We start from the raw sequence: 14,684 nt of genomic DNA, 5'->3' as shown, positions 1-14,684 counted from the left end.
TCACCGACTTTCTCGAAGGTTCGGGCGGCAAGATCATCACCGTGCTGAGCCTTGCAGGCGGCCTCATCGGTCTTGCCTCGGGTCGCTTCACGCTGAGCCAGATCGCTGTGCCCGTTGCCGTCGGCATTGGTGTTGGCACCGGTGTGCCGATCGTCACCTCGACCATCACCGCGGTCATCTGAGCGGTACGCGAAAGGAGGGTGGCGTCATGACGGACAGATATCTTGTTCCCAAGCGGCTCGATGATCCGGAGCTTATCGGCTTCTGGACGCTCGACGAGTTTGCCGGGATCATCATCCCCTTCACCTGGGGAATCCTCAGCCAGCATATCTTCATCGGCATTATCGTGTCAGCCGGAGCCTGGTTCACCTTGCGGAAGGCAAAAGCAGGGCGTGCCAGTTCATGGGTACTCCATGCCGCTTATTGGTATCTGCCTTCGGGGTTTACCGGTCTTGTCGCAACGCCGCCCTCCCATTGCCGGCTTCTGGCCGGGTGAGGGAACTATCATGCTGACCCATATTTCGCACGAGCGCAGCCAGTCGCTCCTTCGCCAGAGAAACCTGCTTGCGCTGACGAGCGTCGCGCTGGGCTTGGCACTGGTTGTCACCGGCGGCCTGGCCGCCACCCGCGACCGTGAGGTCATATTGGTGCCGACGGTTTCCAAGCCCTTGAGCATATCCAAGACCGGGGTGAGCGCCGACTATCTAGAACTGGTGACGCGCGATGCATCACTGATGCTGCTCAACCGCAGCCCCGAAGGGCTCGACTATTGGATGACGCAGATATTGGAGCTCGCCTCTCCTGCCCATCATGGCAGGTTGAAGGCCGAATTGCTGCGGATCGTCGAGGAGCAGCGCGGCTCGGACGTCACCCAAGCCTTTGTCATCAAGGGGCTCTCGGTCAATCCGCATAAATTGACCTCGGAAGTGCACGGCAACCTCAAAACCTTTGTTGGAGCACAGGTTATTGCAAGCGACGAGCGCCGCTTCCGTTTCGACTGGAGCTACCAGGGCCTGCGCCTCGGGCTCGCAGGCTTCACCCAGATCAACACCGAAAACAATCCAGAGGAGAACATAGATGCGGAATAAAGCCGCCATTTGCACCTTCATGGCCACAGCCAGCCTGCTGCCCAGTCCAGCATTTGCTGACCAGTATAAGCAGGCCGCCGACAATGCGCGCATCGAATGCGTTGTGTCGAAGCAGGAGCTTAGCCGCATCGCGCTCGTCGGCGACCAGTTTGCGAGTGTTTCCAAAATCTCGAGCGGCACGCCCTTTAATGATTTTGCGGTCACCAACGAACCGGTGCGCGGCGACATCTACATCTCGGTCCCCGAGACTTATGCAGCGGGATCGATCAGCTTCTTTGCGACCACCAAAAAGGGCTTCGTCTACAAATTTGCCTGCAAGGCCGAGATGATCGAAGCACAGCAGCTGTTCATCAGCAATCCGACGCTCGCCAAAAGCGATGCCGCCAATTGGGAAAATCAGACGCGGCCCGACCAAAGCGCAGTGCGTCTGATCCAGGCGATGGCGACCGACAAGACCATCGACGGTTTCGAAATCCGCCAGTCGGCGAGCCCTGCGGCCCGCGTCGGCAATCTCGAAATCCAGCTGATCGCTGAATATCGCGGAGCGTCACTTCTTGGAAAAGTCCTGCGCCTCACCAATCGCGGCAAAAAGCCGCTGCCGCTCGCCGAACGCGATCTCGCGCCCAAGGACACACTCGCGATCAGCATTGGTGAGCCGAGCCTTGCGCCAGGTGCGAGCACTACGGCGCTGATCGTCGGAGCCAACGGAGACTATGATCATGACTGAAACTGGCACCGCAACACCAAATGCCGACAAGCCGCCTTTGTCGCTGGCGACGCTCAATGCCCGGACGGCCAAACGCCAGCAATTGCTTCTGGCAAGCGTCGGAGCCCTTCTGCTTGCTGGTGGAAGCTGGTTCATCTTGGGATCGGATGATGAAGCTGCCGACAGCAACACGGCCTCCGCGCAGGAAATCGACACGACCGGGCTGGTCAATCGCAACCTCTCACAAAAGGAATTTGTCGCAAGCTATGGCAATCGCCTTGATGCGATTGCGCGCGAGCAAAAGGCACTCAAAGAAGCGGCGCTCCCCCGTGCTGATATTGAAGCGCAGATGGCAGCGTTGCAGGCCGAGAACCAGGCAATGCGCATCGACGGACAAGCAGCGATCGATGCGGTGTCGGCCGAAAATGCGCAATTGAAAGGCCAACTCGCCGCACAAGCGGCAGCGCCCCCTCCCCCGCCGGTCCCTGCTTACGGACCGCAGGCAGGTGGATATGATGCCCGCGGGCGCGGTGGCAGTGGCACGGGTGCTGGCGGCCAATCCTTGGCCGGACCCGATGCTGGCATGTTGCCGCCGGGCGAGGTCAAGCTTTTGAGCTTCGGCAGTGACAAGGCAGCAGGCGGTCCCAAAGCCGCGCGGCCCGATCTGCCTCCACTTCTTGTTGAAGATTCCCCCGATTATCTGCCGCCCAACAGCTATGCGCCTGCAACCGTCATTGTCGGTGTCGATGCATCGGCGGGTGTCTCGAGCCAGACCGATCCGTTACCCGTGGTCTTGCGGATTACAGGGCCTGCCCGCTCGGTCATGCAGAACGGCCGGGTGCTGACAACAAGGCTCACCGGTTGTGTGGTCAATGGTTCAGCGCGCGGCGATCTCTCGTCCGAGAAGGTCTATGTCAAACTTGCAAAGATGACCTGCGATCAGCCTGGAGGCCGGGTCGCAGTCTCAGAGGTCAAGGGCTTTATCAGCTTTGCCGGTAAATCGGGTGTGCGCGGCCGTGTTGTCAGCCGCGAAGGCAGTCTTGTGAGCCAGGCGCTTTTGGCCGGGATCATTGGCGGGTTCGGGCGCGGCTTTTCGGCCAATGCCAACAGCATCTTCACGGGCACCACCACCGACAGCGATGGCAACCGCACAAAGCTGTCCGCCGGCGACATATTGGGCGGCGGGCTTGGCCAGGGTGCGGGCGATGCCGCCGATACGGTGAGCAAATATCTCATCGAGCGCGCCGAACAATATCAACCCGTCGTCGAAATGCCCACCGGCATCACCGTCGACATCGTCTTTCTCGACGGCGTTTATGTGAGGAACAGCCAATGAGCCAACCAACCAAAACATCCCGCTTCTGGCTGAAGGCAGGCGGGCTCGGTCTTGCGCTTGTCGCGCTGTCCGCCGCCACGGGCTGGAGTGTCGCACACTATGGCAGTGCTGCAATCACCGCGCCCGATATCGCCAAGGTACGCGAGGCATTGAAGCTGCGGCTTCCCAAGACACCGATTGACGCGATTGATTGCAAAGGCCTAGCAGGGCTGTGCGAAGTCGCCTCCAAAACCACGCTATTCTATGTCGATACCAAGGCCAAATATCTGGTGATCGGCCGCGTCTACGACATGGAAGCGCGCCAGGATCTGACCGCCGCGCGGCTGCTTGCGCTCAATCCCGACCTGCTGGCGGCAGGGGCTGCGCGCCGCACCGATGGCGAAAATGCTGGCCTGCCCCAACAGCCCACGGTGCCCAAGAAGGTACCGCTTACCGGGCTCGATCCCAAAGGTGCGATACATTGGGGGCCTGCAAACGGGCCCAAGGCAATCGTCTTTTCGGATTTCAACTGCAGCTATTGCAAGAAGCTCGAAAGCGAGCTCATCGCAATCGGCGCGCGTGTTGAAGAGCGCCCGATCTCGATCCTAGCCAAAGAAAGCCGTAGAATCGCAGAAGCTGTGATCTGTGCTGACAATCCGGCAGCAGCGCTGCGCAAAGCCTATGCCGGTGAAACGCTCGGTCCTTCCAAAGCCTGCGACACCAAAGGGCTCGATACCAATGAAGGCTTTGCCAAGGCGCATGGCTTTGGCGGCACACCGGTGATCGTACGGCCTTCCGATGGCGCAGTGCTCGAAGGCTACCGCGCGGGACCCGAACTCAAAGCCTTTCTCGCAAACTCACCCACCAAATCCAAAGGATGATCGCGATGCGTAGCCTTTCTCTTATGCTCCTTTCTGCCCCGCTTCTCTTTACAACCAGCGGCTGTGCCACCTTTGCGACCAATATCGCAGGCGACTTTGAATGCCGTGCCAAGGGCAAAACCACATCTGCAGACTGCTTGCCCGCAAGCCGGATCGACGCCGATGCAACCGCGATGCTCGCAAAGGGCGATCCCCGAACGCACCCCACGCCGCGCGCTGGCGTAGCGGGCGGCGATACCGGACGCAGCCGCGAACGCACGATACGGATCGTCTTTCCAGCCCATGTCGATGACACCGGCATCCTTCACGAGGAATCTGTCGCCTGGGCGATCGCGGAACAGCCCGATTGGACCGCACGGCTGCGACGGAAATCGGACAATGGTGCAAGCGGTTTTGTCCGTTCGGTCGCGCGCGCAATGAAGGCAGCGCAGCAGCGGCCCGAAACAGCGTCGCCGCATACCGAAGATGGCACAGCCGAAACCGCCGATAACCCAATTTCCGATGATCCCTTTGTCATAGCCTCGCCGCTGGCTCTCCCCTCCACGGCGCGCGAGGCTGTTGCCGGTGCCTCTGCACCGGCGGTCGAGGGGTTCGACATGTCAGCCCCCCTCCCGCATGTTCGGACCCCTCGACACCCTGAAACACAAGACGCGCCCGTCTTTCCGAGTGCCGAGGCCATAGACGCCGCCAAGACGCCGAAGGAGCCCGAATAATGACAATGGGCTTCACTTCGCTAAAATCGCGGATTTTGGAAGGTCTTTTGGGTGACGCCGAAGAGGTTGAGCCGCCACGCGGCGGCTTGCTGCTCGAGATGCTATCCGACTGGCTTCCCTACCGTGTTTTCGATGCGCGCAGCCGGCTCTATCTCAACGCGCGCTCGAAGGGCTTTGTTCTCGGCGTCACCCCGCTGATCGGCGCCGATGAGCGGACCGCCGAGATATTGGGGCAGTTTTTCTCCGAAGGCCTGCCGCCCGGTGCCTGTCTGCAGATATTGCACCATGCAAGCCCCCGGATCAGCCGCATCATCGCTCCCTGGTTTGCGCCGCGTTATGCGCAAGGCGGCGTCTATGAAGCGATCGCACGGCACCGCGCCAACCGGATGTATGACCTAGTTTGGAATTCGGGAAGCAAGGATGCTCCTTTTCATACGCGTCACCATCAGCTGTTCCTGTCCTTGGGCGTTCCTTCGCAGGCGGATGTCAGCAATGAAGAACTGGTCCAGTGCCGCGACGGGTTGATGGCGATGCTGCGCTCGTTGAACCGTGGCGTTCATGAAATCGAACCGCAGGCGCTGATCGCGCTTATCGATGATCTGACTTCGCCGACGACAGCACCACAGGACGATGTCTGCCCCTATAATCCGCTCGATCCGATCTCCTCGCAAGCCTTGCGCCGCGACATCGAGCTTCTGGTCGAGGAAGACAGGATGCTGCTCAGGACCGAGCGTTTCCGTGCGACCGGTGAGGAGAATGAGGGCGTCCCCGAAATCGGCACGGTCTATCCCGATTGTTTTGATATCCGCCATTATGGGGTGCGCAACATGCCGCTGCGCTGGGCGCCCTGGGAATGTTCGCGGCTGATTGGGGATCTTTTTACCGACAAGCTCCGTTTCCCCTGCCCGACCGCGACCATGCTGTGCCTCATTTACCCTTCGCAGGAAGCAGCGGCGGCCCGGGCGGGGTACAAGTTCATGCGGACGACGAGCCTTGCAGGCACCAAAAGCGCGCGTTTCTTGCCCAAGATCGCCGAACAGTCTGCCGAATGGCAGCATGTACAGGCCGAGCTGCAGGAAGGCCGCAAGCTCGCCAAGGTGTTTTACGGGGTCACCGCCTATTCACCGCTCGGCGATGGCGACCGCAACGAACGCGCGATCAAGTCGATCTACAAGGCCGCAGGCTGGGACCTCATCGACGAGCGCTTCCTGCAAATTCAAGGGTTGCTCGCCGCAATGCCCCTGACGCTCGCCGACGGGCTCGCCAAGGACATGGAAAGGTTGAAACGCATGAAGACCTTGTTGTCGACGACGGCCGCCAATATCGCACCGATGCAGGGCGAATATCTGGGTGGGCCACTCCCCCATCTGCTGTTCGTCGGACGGCGCGGCCAGCCCTTTTTCTGGTCGCCCTTCGAAAATGAAGCAGGCAACCATAATGTCGCGATCTGCGGCAAATCGGGTTCGGGCAAGTCGGTGCTCTTGCAGGAAATGTGCGCAGCACTCCGAGGTGCAGGCGCACAGGTCGTGGTCATCGACGATGGCCGCAGCTTTGAACATTCGGTCAAACTCCAGGGTGGCCGCTTTGTCGAGTTCACGCTTGCCTCGGGCTTCTGTCTCAACCCCTTTTCGATGATCGATGCCGAGCGTGCCGAACAGAATGAAGATTATCGTCTCGACTGCTTCGGGATGGTCAAGGCCATTATCGGCCAGATGGCGCGGCACAGCGAGACCTTAAGCGATGCCGAACGCGGCTTTGTCGATTCCGCCGTGATGAAGGTCTGGAGCGAGGAAGGCACCAAGGGTTCGATCGACGGAATTGCGAGAGCGCTTGTCGCCACCGCCAATCCGATTGCCGAAAATCTCGCAGTCTCGATTGCGCCTTATATGGCAGGAGGCAGCTATGGCGCCTTCTTTACAGGCCAGGCGAGCATCGACTTGGATGCCGACTTCACCGTGTTCGAGATGTCCGACCTTGCCACCCGCGAGGATCTGCGCAGCGTCGTCCTGTCGGCTATCATGTTCATGACCAGCCAGGCAATGACGCGGAGCCCGCGCTCGGTGCGGAAATTGCTCCTTATCGACGAAGCCTGGAGCATGCTCAAAGGCGGCTCGATGGGCGAATTTGTCGAAACCTATGCCCGCACGTGCCGCAAATATGGCGGTTCGCTCGCAACTGCGACGCAATCATTGAACGACTATTACAAATCCGATGGCGCCACCGCCGCGCTCGAAAATAGCGACTGGATGCTCATCCTGCAGCAAAAGCCCGAGACGATCGCCGATTTCAAACGCGCAAGCCGGCTTGATATGGATGACCGTACCGAAACGCTTATTCGGAGTCTCAAACGCTCAGGCGCCGATTACAGCGAGGTTTTCATCAAAGGCCCCGAGGTCGAAAGCATCGGGCGTCTGGTGCTCGATGATTATTCAGCGACGCTCTTTTCAAGCTCGCCCGACACCTTCGCCAAAATCGATGCTGAATTGGCGCGCGGCATGCAGCTGGCGGACGCGATCGAGCGCATAGCCTTTCCACAAGCTTTCTAAAAACTAACTTCCAAGGAACTGAAAATATGACTTTTGATTTTACCACGCCGATGGACCGGGCTGCCGATGTAAGTCAGCAAAACCGGAAAGCGCAAGCCTTCCCCTGGCGGCGCTTCGTGGGCGACGGCTGCTATATCTTTCTGCGCAGCAGCGCCTTTGCGGTCACTACCTTTCTGATGACATTGGGGCTGCCGCTCTTCTTCTTCCTACTCATTTCCGGCTGGAACATGGATCTGCTGTTCCTCCAGCTCGACAATATCGCGAACCGCTATCTAGGCGCCGACAGCGCGCGCCAGCTTGCCTTTTCGGGTGAACTCCAGGGCGGCTTTTTCCTCTTCGTGTTGCTGATCGCGATCTGGCGTACTCCGCGCTTTGTCGCCGACCTGATGCGCACGCTCGACGAAGGTAAAATGTGATGGAGAACATTTTAGCAACATCTGATCAGCAAGTGCCGCAGCGTCGCTTTGCAGGCTATTCACTCGCCACCCTCGCCAATTTTGCTGGCATCATGGTGGCAGGCCTATGGGCAAGCTGGGCCACGACCGCACTGGTTGAAGTCAAAGAGCGCGAAGTCGTGACCGTCGAGCTGGCCGGCATGATGGGCGCCTTTGTCGAAGCTGAAGCGAGAAGCGGCAATCCCCCCGAAATCATGAAAGCGCGGGTCGAGCGCTATCTGAAGGCCGTCGAAGCCTCGGTCAATTCATTGAGCGCAGACGGACGTACCGTGCTCGTGGCCGAAGCCGTGATTGCAGGTTCGGCTCCCGATTTCACCGAAACCGTGCGCAAGGATGTTGCGCGGCGTCTCGAGGGCGAGGCCCATGCGCGTAAATAGAAACGGCTCTGCTCCCCGCTTGCCCAAAAGGCTGCTCATTTGGAGCGGTCTGGCTGCGGTTGCGATAAGCCTCTCCAGTCTTGCAGCCTTTGCCCGCGACCATGCATTGATGATCAATATAAGCCCAAGCCTGCCTTATTGGGCGATCTGGCTTGAGCGTGGGGTGATGCCGGCGCACGGCGAGATCATTGTCTTCGATCCGCCACCGTCCGCGCTTTTGACCGCGCATTTTGGCGACGAACCTAAGCCCTTCACCAAAAAGGTCTTGGGCGTCGCTGGCGACCGGGTCACGCGCAAGGGACGCACCTATTTCGTCAACGGACGCGCCGTCGCGACCGCCAAGCGCACGAGCATGAGAGGCGAGCCACTTGATCTCGGACCAACCGGGCTGATCCCGCATGGCTGCTATTTTGTAGGGACTGACCACAAAGACGGCTTTGACAGCCGCTATGCCGCGATTGGCTGGATCTGCCGCCCGCGCGTCCTCGGGGTCGGGAGGCCGATATTGTGAAACATGTCTCCGCAGTCTTCATTGCCACGCTTCTCGCCATGGCATTTGGCGCATCACAGGTGTCGGCAAAAGATTATGGCCAGCAAGGTGCGGTCTTTCCTATTGCCGAGCCCGATCTGCTCGAACAGATCCGCTCCAAATTGCAACGCCTCGAAGCGAGCGGTGAAACCGCGCGGTTGAATGCGGATTTGAAGCGCCGAACAATAGCCCGGGTCAACCGGCCCGAGCCTGTTGCTGGCATAAGCGTTACGCAGACAATGCGGCAATGGCGCTTTGATCCGACCATCCGGGTCGAACAGGACATAAGCGATGACAAAGGACGGCTGATCATAAGATCGGGCACACAGGTCAACCCGCTCGACACGGTGGTCTTGCGGCAAAGACTGGTCTTCGTCGACGGCGACGATCCCGCACAGCTTGCCTGGGCAACGAGGCGCTACAAAGCGACGGATGCCAAACTCATTCTCGTGCGCGGTGCGCCGCTTGAGCTGATGCGCGCGCGCCAGCGGCGCTTTTATTTCGATCAGGGCGGAACCCTGGTGAAGCATTTCGGCATCCGCGCGGTCCCGGCGACAGTTGAACAGCAAGGGCGCTTCCTGATCATCAGCGAGGTTCCGCTTCGCAAACGAGCGGAGGCACAATCATGAATTTGAAATCAAGGCTTTGCAGCGCATTTGTGGCAATGCTTCTAGCAATTGGTACGAGCGTAACACCTGCCTATGCCGATGCGGGACCTGGTCGCTGCACGGGCAAATTCGTCAACCCGATCACCGATATCTGCTGGTCGTGCCTCTTTCCGATCTCGGTCGGTGGCCTCAAAATCTGGCCGTCAAACCGCCCCGATCCCGACAATCCGGATTCGCCCCTATGCCTTTGCGGAATCCGCCCGGGCATCGCCATGGGCTTCTGGGAGCCAGTGCGTTTGGCGGATGTCTCGATGAAGCCATGGTGTTTCGTCAATCTGGGCGGATTGAAACTCGATCCCGGGTTCGACATCGGCTTCAAGACGATTGCAGGTCCCTCGGCAGTCGGGGGTGCCACGCAGTATAACTCGCAGTGGCATATCCACTGGTATGCCTATCCGCTGATCTACTGGATGGAACTGGTCGCAGACTTTCTCTGTCTAGAAGCGGCTTCGGTCGACATTCTCTACATCAGCGAGATCGACCCGCTCTGGCAGGATTCCGAACTGACCGCGATCATCAACCCCGAAGCGGTGCTGTTTGCAAATCCGCTGGCGCTCGCCGCCTGTGCCGCCGATTGTGTGCTGGCAACGCGCAAGCTCCCCTCGGACAAGCTCTTCTGGTGCGCGGGCTGTCAGGGATCGATGTATCCGATGAACGGCAATGTCTCGGCTACCATCGGCCATGTCCAGGCTTCAAGGCTCGCTTTGTCGCGCTTTGCCTACAAGCTCCACCGCCAGCTCGTCTCCTGGGGGACGATGGGTTCCAAAGGCCTGTGCGGCAAATATCTGATGCCGGTGATGAGGAAGCAACAATATCGCTTCCAGCCCACCAACCCCAACCCGCTCACCAAGGGCCGCTATGCCTGTGCGCCGATCGGGGCGTCGACCACCTTCAATTCGGCAGGCCAGGTCTATCCCGCAATCGGCGAGGATATGGGCTATCTGGTCTGGCGCAAACGGAATTGCTGCGCTTTATGAAATACTCACTCCTTTTCGCTGGTTTTGCCCTTTGCATCGGGACGGCCGCTGTCGCAGGACTGGCCGCTCAACATGGCGAGACCGAGCTCGACCTTTCCGCGATCCGCGCACGCGCCTCCGAAGCCGAGGCTGATGCAGCCGCGTTGAGCGCCACAGCGCGTGTGCGCGCCGAACAATTGCGCGAGAGCGCCAAAGAAACTGCACAGACGAGCGAGGCCAATGGCAAGCGCTATGCAGCTTCGGTGCGACCTCCTGCCGGGCCACCGCTTGATCAAGCCTTCGACTTCGACCGGCTCGTTGCCGATACCGCAGGCTTCGACGAAGCTCGCATGGGAGTCGCACCGCGTTTCATCGCCTTTGCCAGCGTGTCGATGCCGGCGCCCGCGCTCAAACAGATGATCGGCGATGTCTCGCAGGCAGGCGGCGTGGTCGTTTTCCGTGGATTTCCTCAGGGAAGCGCCAAAGCACTCACCACCGCACTTTTGAAAGTGACCGGAAGCCAGGGCGTTCCCGAAAATGTCGGGATCGATCCGCGCCTCTTTCGCGCGTTCAGGATCGATACCGTCCCTGCTTATGTCGTAACCGCGAGCGACTTTGATGTGTGCGACGGGTTCGATTGCGTCTCGAACGTCCCGCCGCACGACCGCATGACGGGCAATGTCAGCGCCGAATACGCCCTGTCGACCTTTGCCTCAGGCGGCGGACCCGGCGCGCCGCTTGCCCAGCTTCATCTCAAGGCTTTGCGAAAGGCAAAGCCATGACCGGCAAAACACTTATCCGGCTTGGCGCGCTGTTCCTTATCGCAGGATCGCTGCCCATGAAGGGCGCGTCTGCACAAACTTCGACGGCTGCGGCCAAAGCCGATGGCAAAGCCTTTGGCCGCGAAAAGGCTGCGACCGCGCAACCAGCGGCAAGCACCGATCCCGATGCCGAGCGCATTCCCAATTTTAACGATAGCCCTTCCCAATCGGCTTATTTCGACAATCCCGATGCCATGGCGGGTGCAGCAGCTAGCCAGACAAGCGCGCATGAAGGCTACCGCGCGATACGCTCGTCGATCGACCAGCGAGTGCGCTTTGCGCCGGTTGATCTGGATGCGACGATCGCACGCAGCAAGGCGATCAGCGAAGACCCGCTAAGCTATACAAGCGGCATGAGCGTGAGCGGAACGCAGGGGCGCTGCGTTCCCCTGCCTTCGGCTACGGCAAGTTCAACCCGCTATTTTGCTACCTGCAATTCGGGTTTCTCAGCGAGCGAAGAGCAGAAGAGCTGCAATATCCCGATTGTCGTTACCGCCGCACCCGCTACGCGCTATACCTATTGGTGCAGCGCCTTAGGCACCAACAGATTAAACCGGGTCGATGATTGCGCACTCTTTGACAATGCCCAATGCACCTATGCGGGCGAAATGCCGGGTATCTGCCTCGAATGGGAGACGCGTCCCAACAACCAGCGCTACTGCATTGAGCCCGGCGAACCCATTACCATATTAAGCTGTCCGTCGCAGGTCGCAGGCGGCACGGTCCGTGGTACCACCACCCAGAACAGCATTGTCGTCACGCGCGGTGAAAGCCAATGCGCGCCCTTTGCAAGCAACACCGATTGCGCTGAAGATCGCGAAACTTGTACCGACAGCGATCCGGTCACCCGCATTGTCAACGGCATAGCGGTTACCCAGCCCTGCTGGGCATGGGCGAAGAGCTATACCTGCCGGACCTTTACTGCGGCCGAGGATTGCCAGGCGCTAACACAAACCCCCGGCTGCAATCTGGTGCGCGAGGATTGTCTGACCGACGAGCCATGCCGGACATGGGAGCGGGTCTATGATTGCCCGGTCCCCGACCAGCCAGCCTCGGCGAACCAGTTTATCTGCGATGGGGATGTCTATTGCATCGACGGGGCGTGCGAGACCATCGAGCGCGAAGCCAATGACGAGTTCAAGGATGCCGTCGTTGCACTGAATGCGCTTGATCAGGCCCGCCGCGAATTTGATCCCAATTCGCTCACCTTGTTCCGGGGCACGCGCAACACTTGTTCATCGAAGGTGTTCGGTGTCCTCAATTGCTGCAAAGGCAAGGGCTTTCCGCTCATCCCCGGCATCAGCCTGCTCGTCGCACTGGGCTGCAACACGCAAGAGCTGCTTTTGCACGAACGCGATGCCCAAGGGCTGTGCGCCTATGTCGGAACCTATTGTTCGGACAGCTTCCTCGGTGTCTGCCTCACCAAGAAGAAGGTCTATTGCTGCTTTGAATCGAAGCTGTCGCGTATCCTCCAGGAACAAGGGCGCCAGCAACTGCCAAAGCCCTGGGATAAGCCCAAGACCGAGGCTTGCGCAGGTTTCACTATCGACGAATTTGCCCGGCTTGATCTTTCCCGCATGGATTTCTCCGAAGTCTATGCCGAGTTCACCCAAGCCGCACGACTTCCCGACGAGCTCGAGGCTGCCACCCAGATCCAGCAGAAAATCGAGGATTATTATGCCAATGCCCAGATTTGAACGCCGTGCGCTCGCGGCGATGATCGTGCTCGCACTCACAGTCGACAGCACTCAAGCAGCAATTGCTCAGACCGGCGCCACCAACGCACCTGCAGAAAATGACGCCTTTTACTGCGAGGAGAGGAAGCTCGGCTACTGGTTCTACTGCACGAAGCCCAAGCCTGCACCCAAGACAGAAGCAGCAGCACCCGCACCAGTCCCCGATGCCGTGACACGCATGGATGCGATCACGGCAGAACTGCGCGAGCTGAAAGCACGTGCAATTCTCGAGCCGACGCCCGCCAATGTTACCGCCTATATTCGTTTCCAGCGCGAGCAACTCGATCGCGCCTCCTTGTTCGCCGACGTCTGGCAACGCGCGATCTGGCAGGATCCTGATCTCGATTATACACTGCAGCGCCCGGTCTCGACGCTCGCCAAACGGCAATGGCAGGGCAGCCGCGCCAGCGAACGCAATGGGGTGATGGCCGGATTGTCGGCGCGCTACGGGCTCTTCTATTTCTTCGCCCAAAGCTGCGGTGCCTGCGAGGTCATGTCGCCAATTGTCCGTTCGGTTACATCGAACTGGGGCATTACTGTGCGCGCGATCTCGACCGATGGCGGCCCCTCGCGCCATTTCCCCAATTACATCGTCGAGACCAACCAGCGCAGCAAAATGGGGCTCGAGCCCAAGGTCACGCCCGCAGTGGTGCTTTGGGATGCCTTGAAAGGCCGCCCCATTCCCATCGGATACGGCGTGATGTCCGCCGATGAACTGCAGGACCGCATCTATCTTCTCACACAAAAGGAAGCCGGCCATGACTATTAGACCGAAAACAGCAATTGCCGCCCTCCTCGCCTGCTCGCTGCCGCTAACTGCGGCGCAAGCCGATGTTGGCAGTTCGATGGATTCCTTTTTGACTGATGTCGGCGGTGCCGCCAATGTGTCGGGACCAACCGCGTATGAAGGCCAGTCCGCAGGCTATTACAGCCTCGGCAATGTCTGGACGCGCTTCCCCCAGAAGACGACCAACATCGCCAATCTTCAACTTCCCCGCGCCCGCGCGGGCTGCGGCGGCATCGATATTTTTGCTGGCAGTTTCAGCTTCATCAATGCAAGCGAGATTGTGGCGATGCTCAAGGCCGTCGCCAACAATGCGGTTGGTTTTGCCTTCAGCCTCGCGATCGACACGGTATGCCCTGAATGCTCGAAGATCATGCAGGAGTTTTCGCAAAAAGCGCAGCTGATGAACAATCTCAACATCAACAGCTGCGAAATGGCGCAAGGTCTGGTCGGCGGCATCTGGCCCAAGGGCGACCTTGCCGACAAGGCGATTTGCGAGGCGATCGGCAATAGCGAAGGCATTTTCACCGACTATGCCGCCGCCAAACATGGCTGCGGCACCCGCGGGCAGCGCGCGAGCACGACGGCGCAAGGGGCAGGCAAATATGATGATGTGAACACAGGGGTTCCGCGCAATTACACTTGGACCATCCTCAAAAAATCGGCCTTCTTTTCGCCCGGAGGGACATTCGATCGGGAGCTTGCCGAATATGCGATGACGCTTATCGGCACGATCATCTATGTGCCACCCAAGGATGAGGAAGAAGGCAAGTTCGTTCCCTTTGCGGGCGACGCGTCTTCGACGCTCGTAACCGCCTTGCTCGACGGCACGCAGGGCAACCCGGTCAAAATCTTCGACTGCGACGAGCCCGACAAATGCCTCAACCCGACCTTCAAGACGCTGAGCCTGCAGACATCAAAAGCACTGCGCCCGCGCGTGGCAGCACTCATCGAAGGCATGGTGCAGGCGATCCGCGACGATACACCCATCACCGAAGCGCAAAAGGAGCTGCTGCAGGTGGCCTCGGTTCCGCTTTACAAGATCCTGACCGTGCAGGCGGCCTATGGCCGCGGCATGCCGACCGACGACCGCGAGACCCTGGCCGAGA

At 59.6% G+C, this 14,684-nt stretch carries 16 protein-coding genes and 1 pseudogene; all 17 read left to right on the top strand.

Annotation, left to right across the window (positions count from 1 at the left end; translation table 11 throughout):
• A pseudogene (locus PKC81_RS12970) lies at positions 1-182 on the top strand (hypothetical protein); the annotation flags it as partial.
• Positions 183-208: 26 nt separating this feature from the next.
• Positions 209-496, top strand: a complete 288-nt coding sequence (traL, locus tag PKC81_RS12965; protein ID WP_115548939.1) for a type IV conjugative transfer system protein TraL — start codon at positions 209-211, stop codon at positions 494-496.
• Positions 497-506: 10 nt separating this feature from the next.
• A complete protein-coding gene (locus tag PKC81_RS12960) occupies positions 507-1,088 on the top strand; it encodes a type IV conjugative transfer system protein TraE (RefSeq protein ID WP_115548940.1) in 582 nt (193 codons plus the stop codon).
• The gene (locus tag PKC81_RS12955) at positions 1,078-1,815 is read left to right on the top strand and encodes a type-F conjugative transfer system secretin TraK (RefSeq protein WP_324336760.1); all 738 of its coding nucleotides are present in this window, start codon (positions 1,078-1,080) and stop codon (positions 1,813-1,815) included. The genes PKC81_RS12960 and PKC81_RS12955 overlap by 11 nt, the downstream gene beginning before the upstream one ends.
• A complete protein-coding gene (locus PKC81_RS12950; RefSeq protein ID WP_324336758.1) occupies positions 1,808-3,130 on the top strand; it encodes a TrbI/VirB10 family protein in 1,323 nt (440 codons plus the stop codon). The genes PKC81_RS12955 and PKC81_RS12950 overlap by 8 nt, the downstream gene beginning before the upstream one ends.
• The gene (locus tag PKC81_RS12945) at positions 3,127-3,990 is read left to right on the top strand and encodes a DsbC family protein (protein WP_324336756.1); all 864 of its coding nucleotides are present in this window, start codon (positions 3,127-3,129) and stop codon (positions 3,988-3,990) included. Before PKC81_RS12950 ends, PKC81_RS12945 begins: the two co-directional genes overlap by 4 nt.
• 5 nt (positions 3,991-3,995) lie before the next feature.
• Entirely contained in the window at positions 3,996-4,703 is a 708-nt protein-coding gene (locus tag PKC81_RS12940; protein ID WP_324336754.1) for a conjugal transfer protein TraV, read from the top strand.
• Entirely contained in the window at positions 4,703-7,249 is a 2,547-nt protein-coding gene (gene traC, locus PKC81_RS12935; protein WP_324336752.1) for a type IV secretion system protein TraC, read from the top strand. Before PKC81_RS12940 ends, traC begins: the two co-directional genes overlap by 1 nt.
• A gap of 26 nt (positions 7,250-7,275) precedes the next feature.
• Positions 7,276-7,665 (top strand): hypothetical protein, encoded by a 390-nt coding sequence (locus PKC81_RS12930; protein ID WP_324336750.1) that lies wholly within the window; start codon positions 7,276-7,278, stop codon positions 7,663-7,665.
• On the top strand, positions 7,665-8,081 hold the full coding sequence (locus tag PKC81_RS12925; protein WP_324336748.1) for a TrbI F-type domain-containing protein: 417 nt from the start codon (positions 7,665-7,667) through the stop codon (positions 8,079-8,081). The genes PKC81_RS12930 and PKC81_RS12925 overlap by 1 nt, the downstream gene beginning before the upstream one ends.
• The gene (locus PKC81_RS12920) at positions 8,068-8,592 is read left to right on the top strand and encodes a S26 family signal peptidase (protein ID WP_324336746.1); all 525 of its coding nucleotides are present in this window, start codon (positions 8,068-8,070) and stop codon (positions 8,590-8,592) included. The genes PKC81_RS12925 and PKC81_RS12920 overlap by 14 nt, the downstream gene beginning before the upstream one ends.
• Entirely contained in the window at positions 8,589-9,239 is a 651-nt protein-coding gene (traW, locus tag PKC81_RS12915; protein WP_324336744.1) for a type-F conjugative transfer system protein TraW, read from the top strand. Before PKC81_RS12920 ends, traW begins: the two co-directional genes overlap by 4 nt.
• 35 nt (positions 9,240-9,274) lie before the next feature.
• Complete coding sequence (traU, locus tag PKC81_RS12910) at positions 9,275-10,255, top strand: conjugal transfer pilus assembly protein TraU (RefSeq protein WP_324336742.1); 981 nt, start codon at positions 9,275-9,277, stop codon at positions 10,253-10,255.
• Positions 10,252-11,016, top strand: a complete 765-nt coding sequence (gene trbC, locus PKC81_RS12905) for a type-F conjugative transfer system pilin assembly protein TrbC (RefSeq protein WP_324336740.1) — start codon at positions 10,252-10,254, stop codon at positions 11,014-11,016. Before traU ends, trbC begins: the two co-directional genes overlap by 4 nt.
• Positions 11,017-11,072: 56 nt before the next feature.
• Positions 11,073-12,752 carry a conjugal transfer protein TraN gene (locus PKC81_RS12900; RefSeq protein WP_324336765.1) on the top strand — a complete coding sequence of 560 codons (1,680 nt, stop codon included), beginning with the start codon at positions 11,073-11,075 and terminating at the stop codon, positions 12,750-12,752.
• A complete protein-coding gene (locus PKC81_RS12895) occupies positions 12,733-13,560 on the top strand; it encodes a conjugal transfer protein TraF (RefSeq protein ID WP_324336738.1) in 828 nt (275 codons plus the stop codon). The genes PKC81_RS12900 and PKC81_RS12895 overlap by 20 nt, the downstream gene beginning before the upstream one ends.
• Positions 13,550-14,684: conjugal transfer protein TraH (locus PKC81_RS12890; protein ID WP_324336736.1), on the top strand; the 1,135-nt coding region annotated here is incomplete at its 3' end. The genes PKC81_RS12895 and PKC81_RS12890, both read left to right, overlap by 11 nt.

Origin of the sequence: Sphingorhabdus sp. (assembly GCF_035329025.1) — a bacterium.
Classification (GTDB): domain Bacteria; phylum Pseudomonadota; class Alphaproteobacteria; order Sphingomonadales; family Sphingomonadaceae; genus Sphingorhabdus_B.
The sequence above is the reverse complement of the archived record's forward strand: the minus strand, read 5'-3'. Positions and strand labels throughout refer to the sequence as shown.

Bases quoted from the DNA above. Each gene is read 5' to 3' on its own strand.
- PKC81_RS12960 (WP_115548940.1), top strand. From the start codon at position 507: ATGCTGACCCATATTTCGCACGAGCGCAGCCAGTCGCTCCTTCGCCAG.
- PKC81_RS12930 (WP_324336750.1), top strand. From the start codon at position 7,276: ATGACTTTTGATTTTACCACGCCGATGGACCGGGCTGCCGATGTAAGT.
- PKC81_RS12900 (WP_324336765.1), top strand. From the start codon at position 11,073: ATGAAGGGCGCGTCTGCACAAACTTCGACGGCTGCGGCCAAAGCCGAT.
- trbC (WP_324336740.1), top strand. From the start codon at position 10,252: ATGAAATACTCACTCCTTTTCGCTGGTTTTGCCCTTTGCATCGGGACG.
- PKC81_RS12945 (WP_324336756.1), top strand. From the start codon at position 3,127: ATGAGCCAACCAACCAAAACATCCCGCTTCTGGCTGAAGGCAGGCGGG.
- PKC81_RS12920 (WP_324336746.1), top strand. From the start codon at position 8,068: ATGCGCGTAAATAGAAACGGCTCTGCTCCCCGCTTGCCCAAAAGGCTG.
- traL (WP_115548939.1), top strand. From the start codon at position 209: ATGACGGACAGATATCTTGTTCCCAAGCGGCTCGATGATCCGGAGCTT.
- traU (WP_324336742.1), top strand. From the start codon at position 9,275: ATGCTTCTAGCAATTGGTACGAGCGTAACACCTGCCTATGCCGATGCG.
- PKC81_RS12895 (WP_324336738.1), top strand. From the start codon at position 12,733: ATGCCAATGCCCAGATTTGAACGCCGTGCGCTCGCGGCGATGATCGTG.
- traC (WP_324336752.1), top strand. From the start codon at position 4,703: ATGACAATGGGCTTCACTTCGCTAAAATCGCGGATTTTGGAAGGTCTT.
- PKC81_RS12955 (WP_324336760.1), top strand. From the start codon at position 1,078: ATGCGGAATAAAGCCGCCATTTGCACCTTCATGGCCACAGCCAGCCTG.
- PKC81_RS12940 (WP_324336754.1), top strand. From the start codon at position 3,996: ATGCGTAGCCTTTCTCTTATGCTCCTTTCTGCCCCGCTTCTCTTTACA.
- PKC81_RS12950 (WP_324336758.1), top strand. From the start codon at position 1,808: ATGACTGAAACTGGCACCGCAACACCAAATGCCGACAAGCCGCCTTTG.
- PKC81_RS12925 (WP_324336748.1), top strand. From the start codon at position 7,665: ATGGAGAACATTTTAGCAACATCTGATCAGCAAGTGCCGCAGCGTCGC.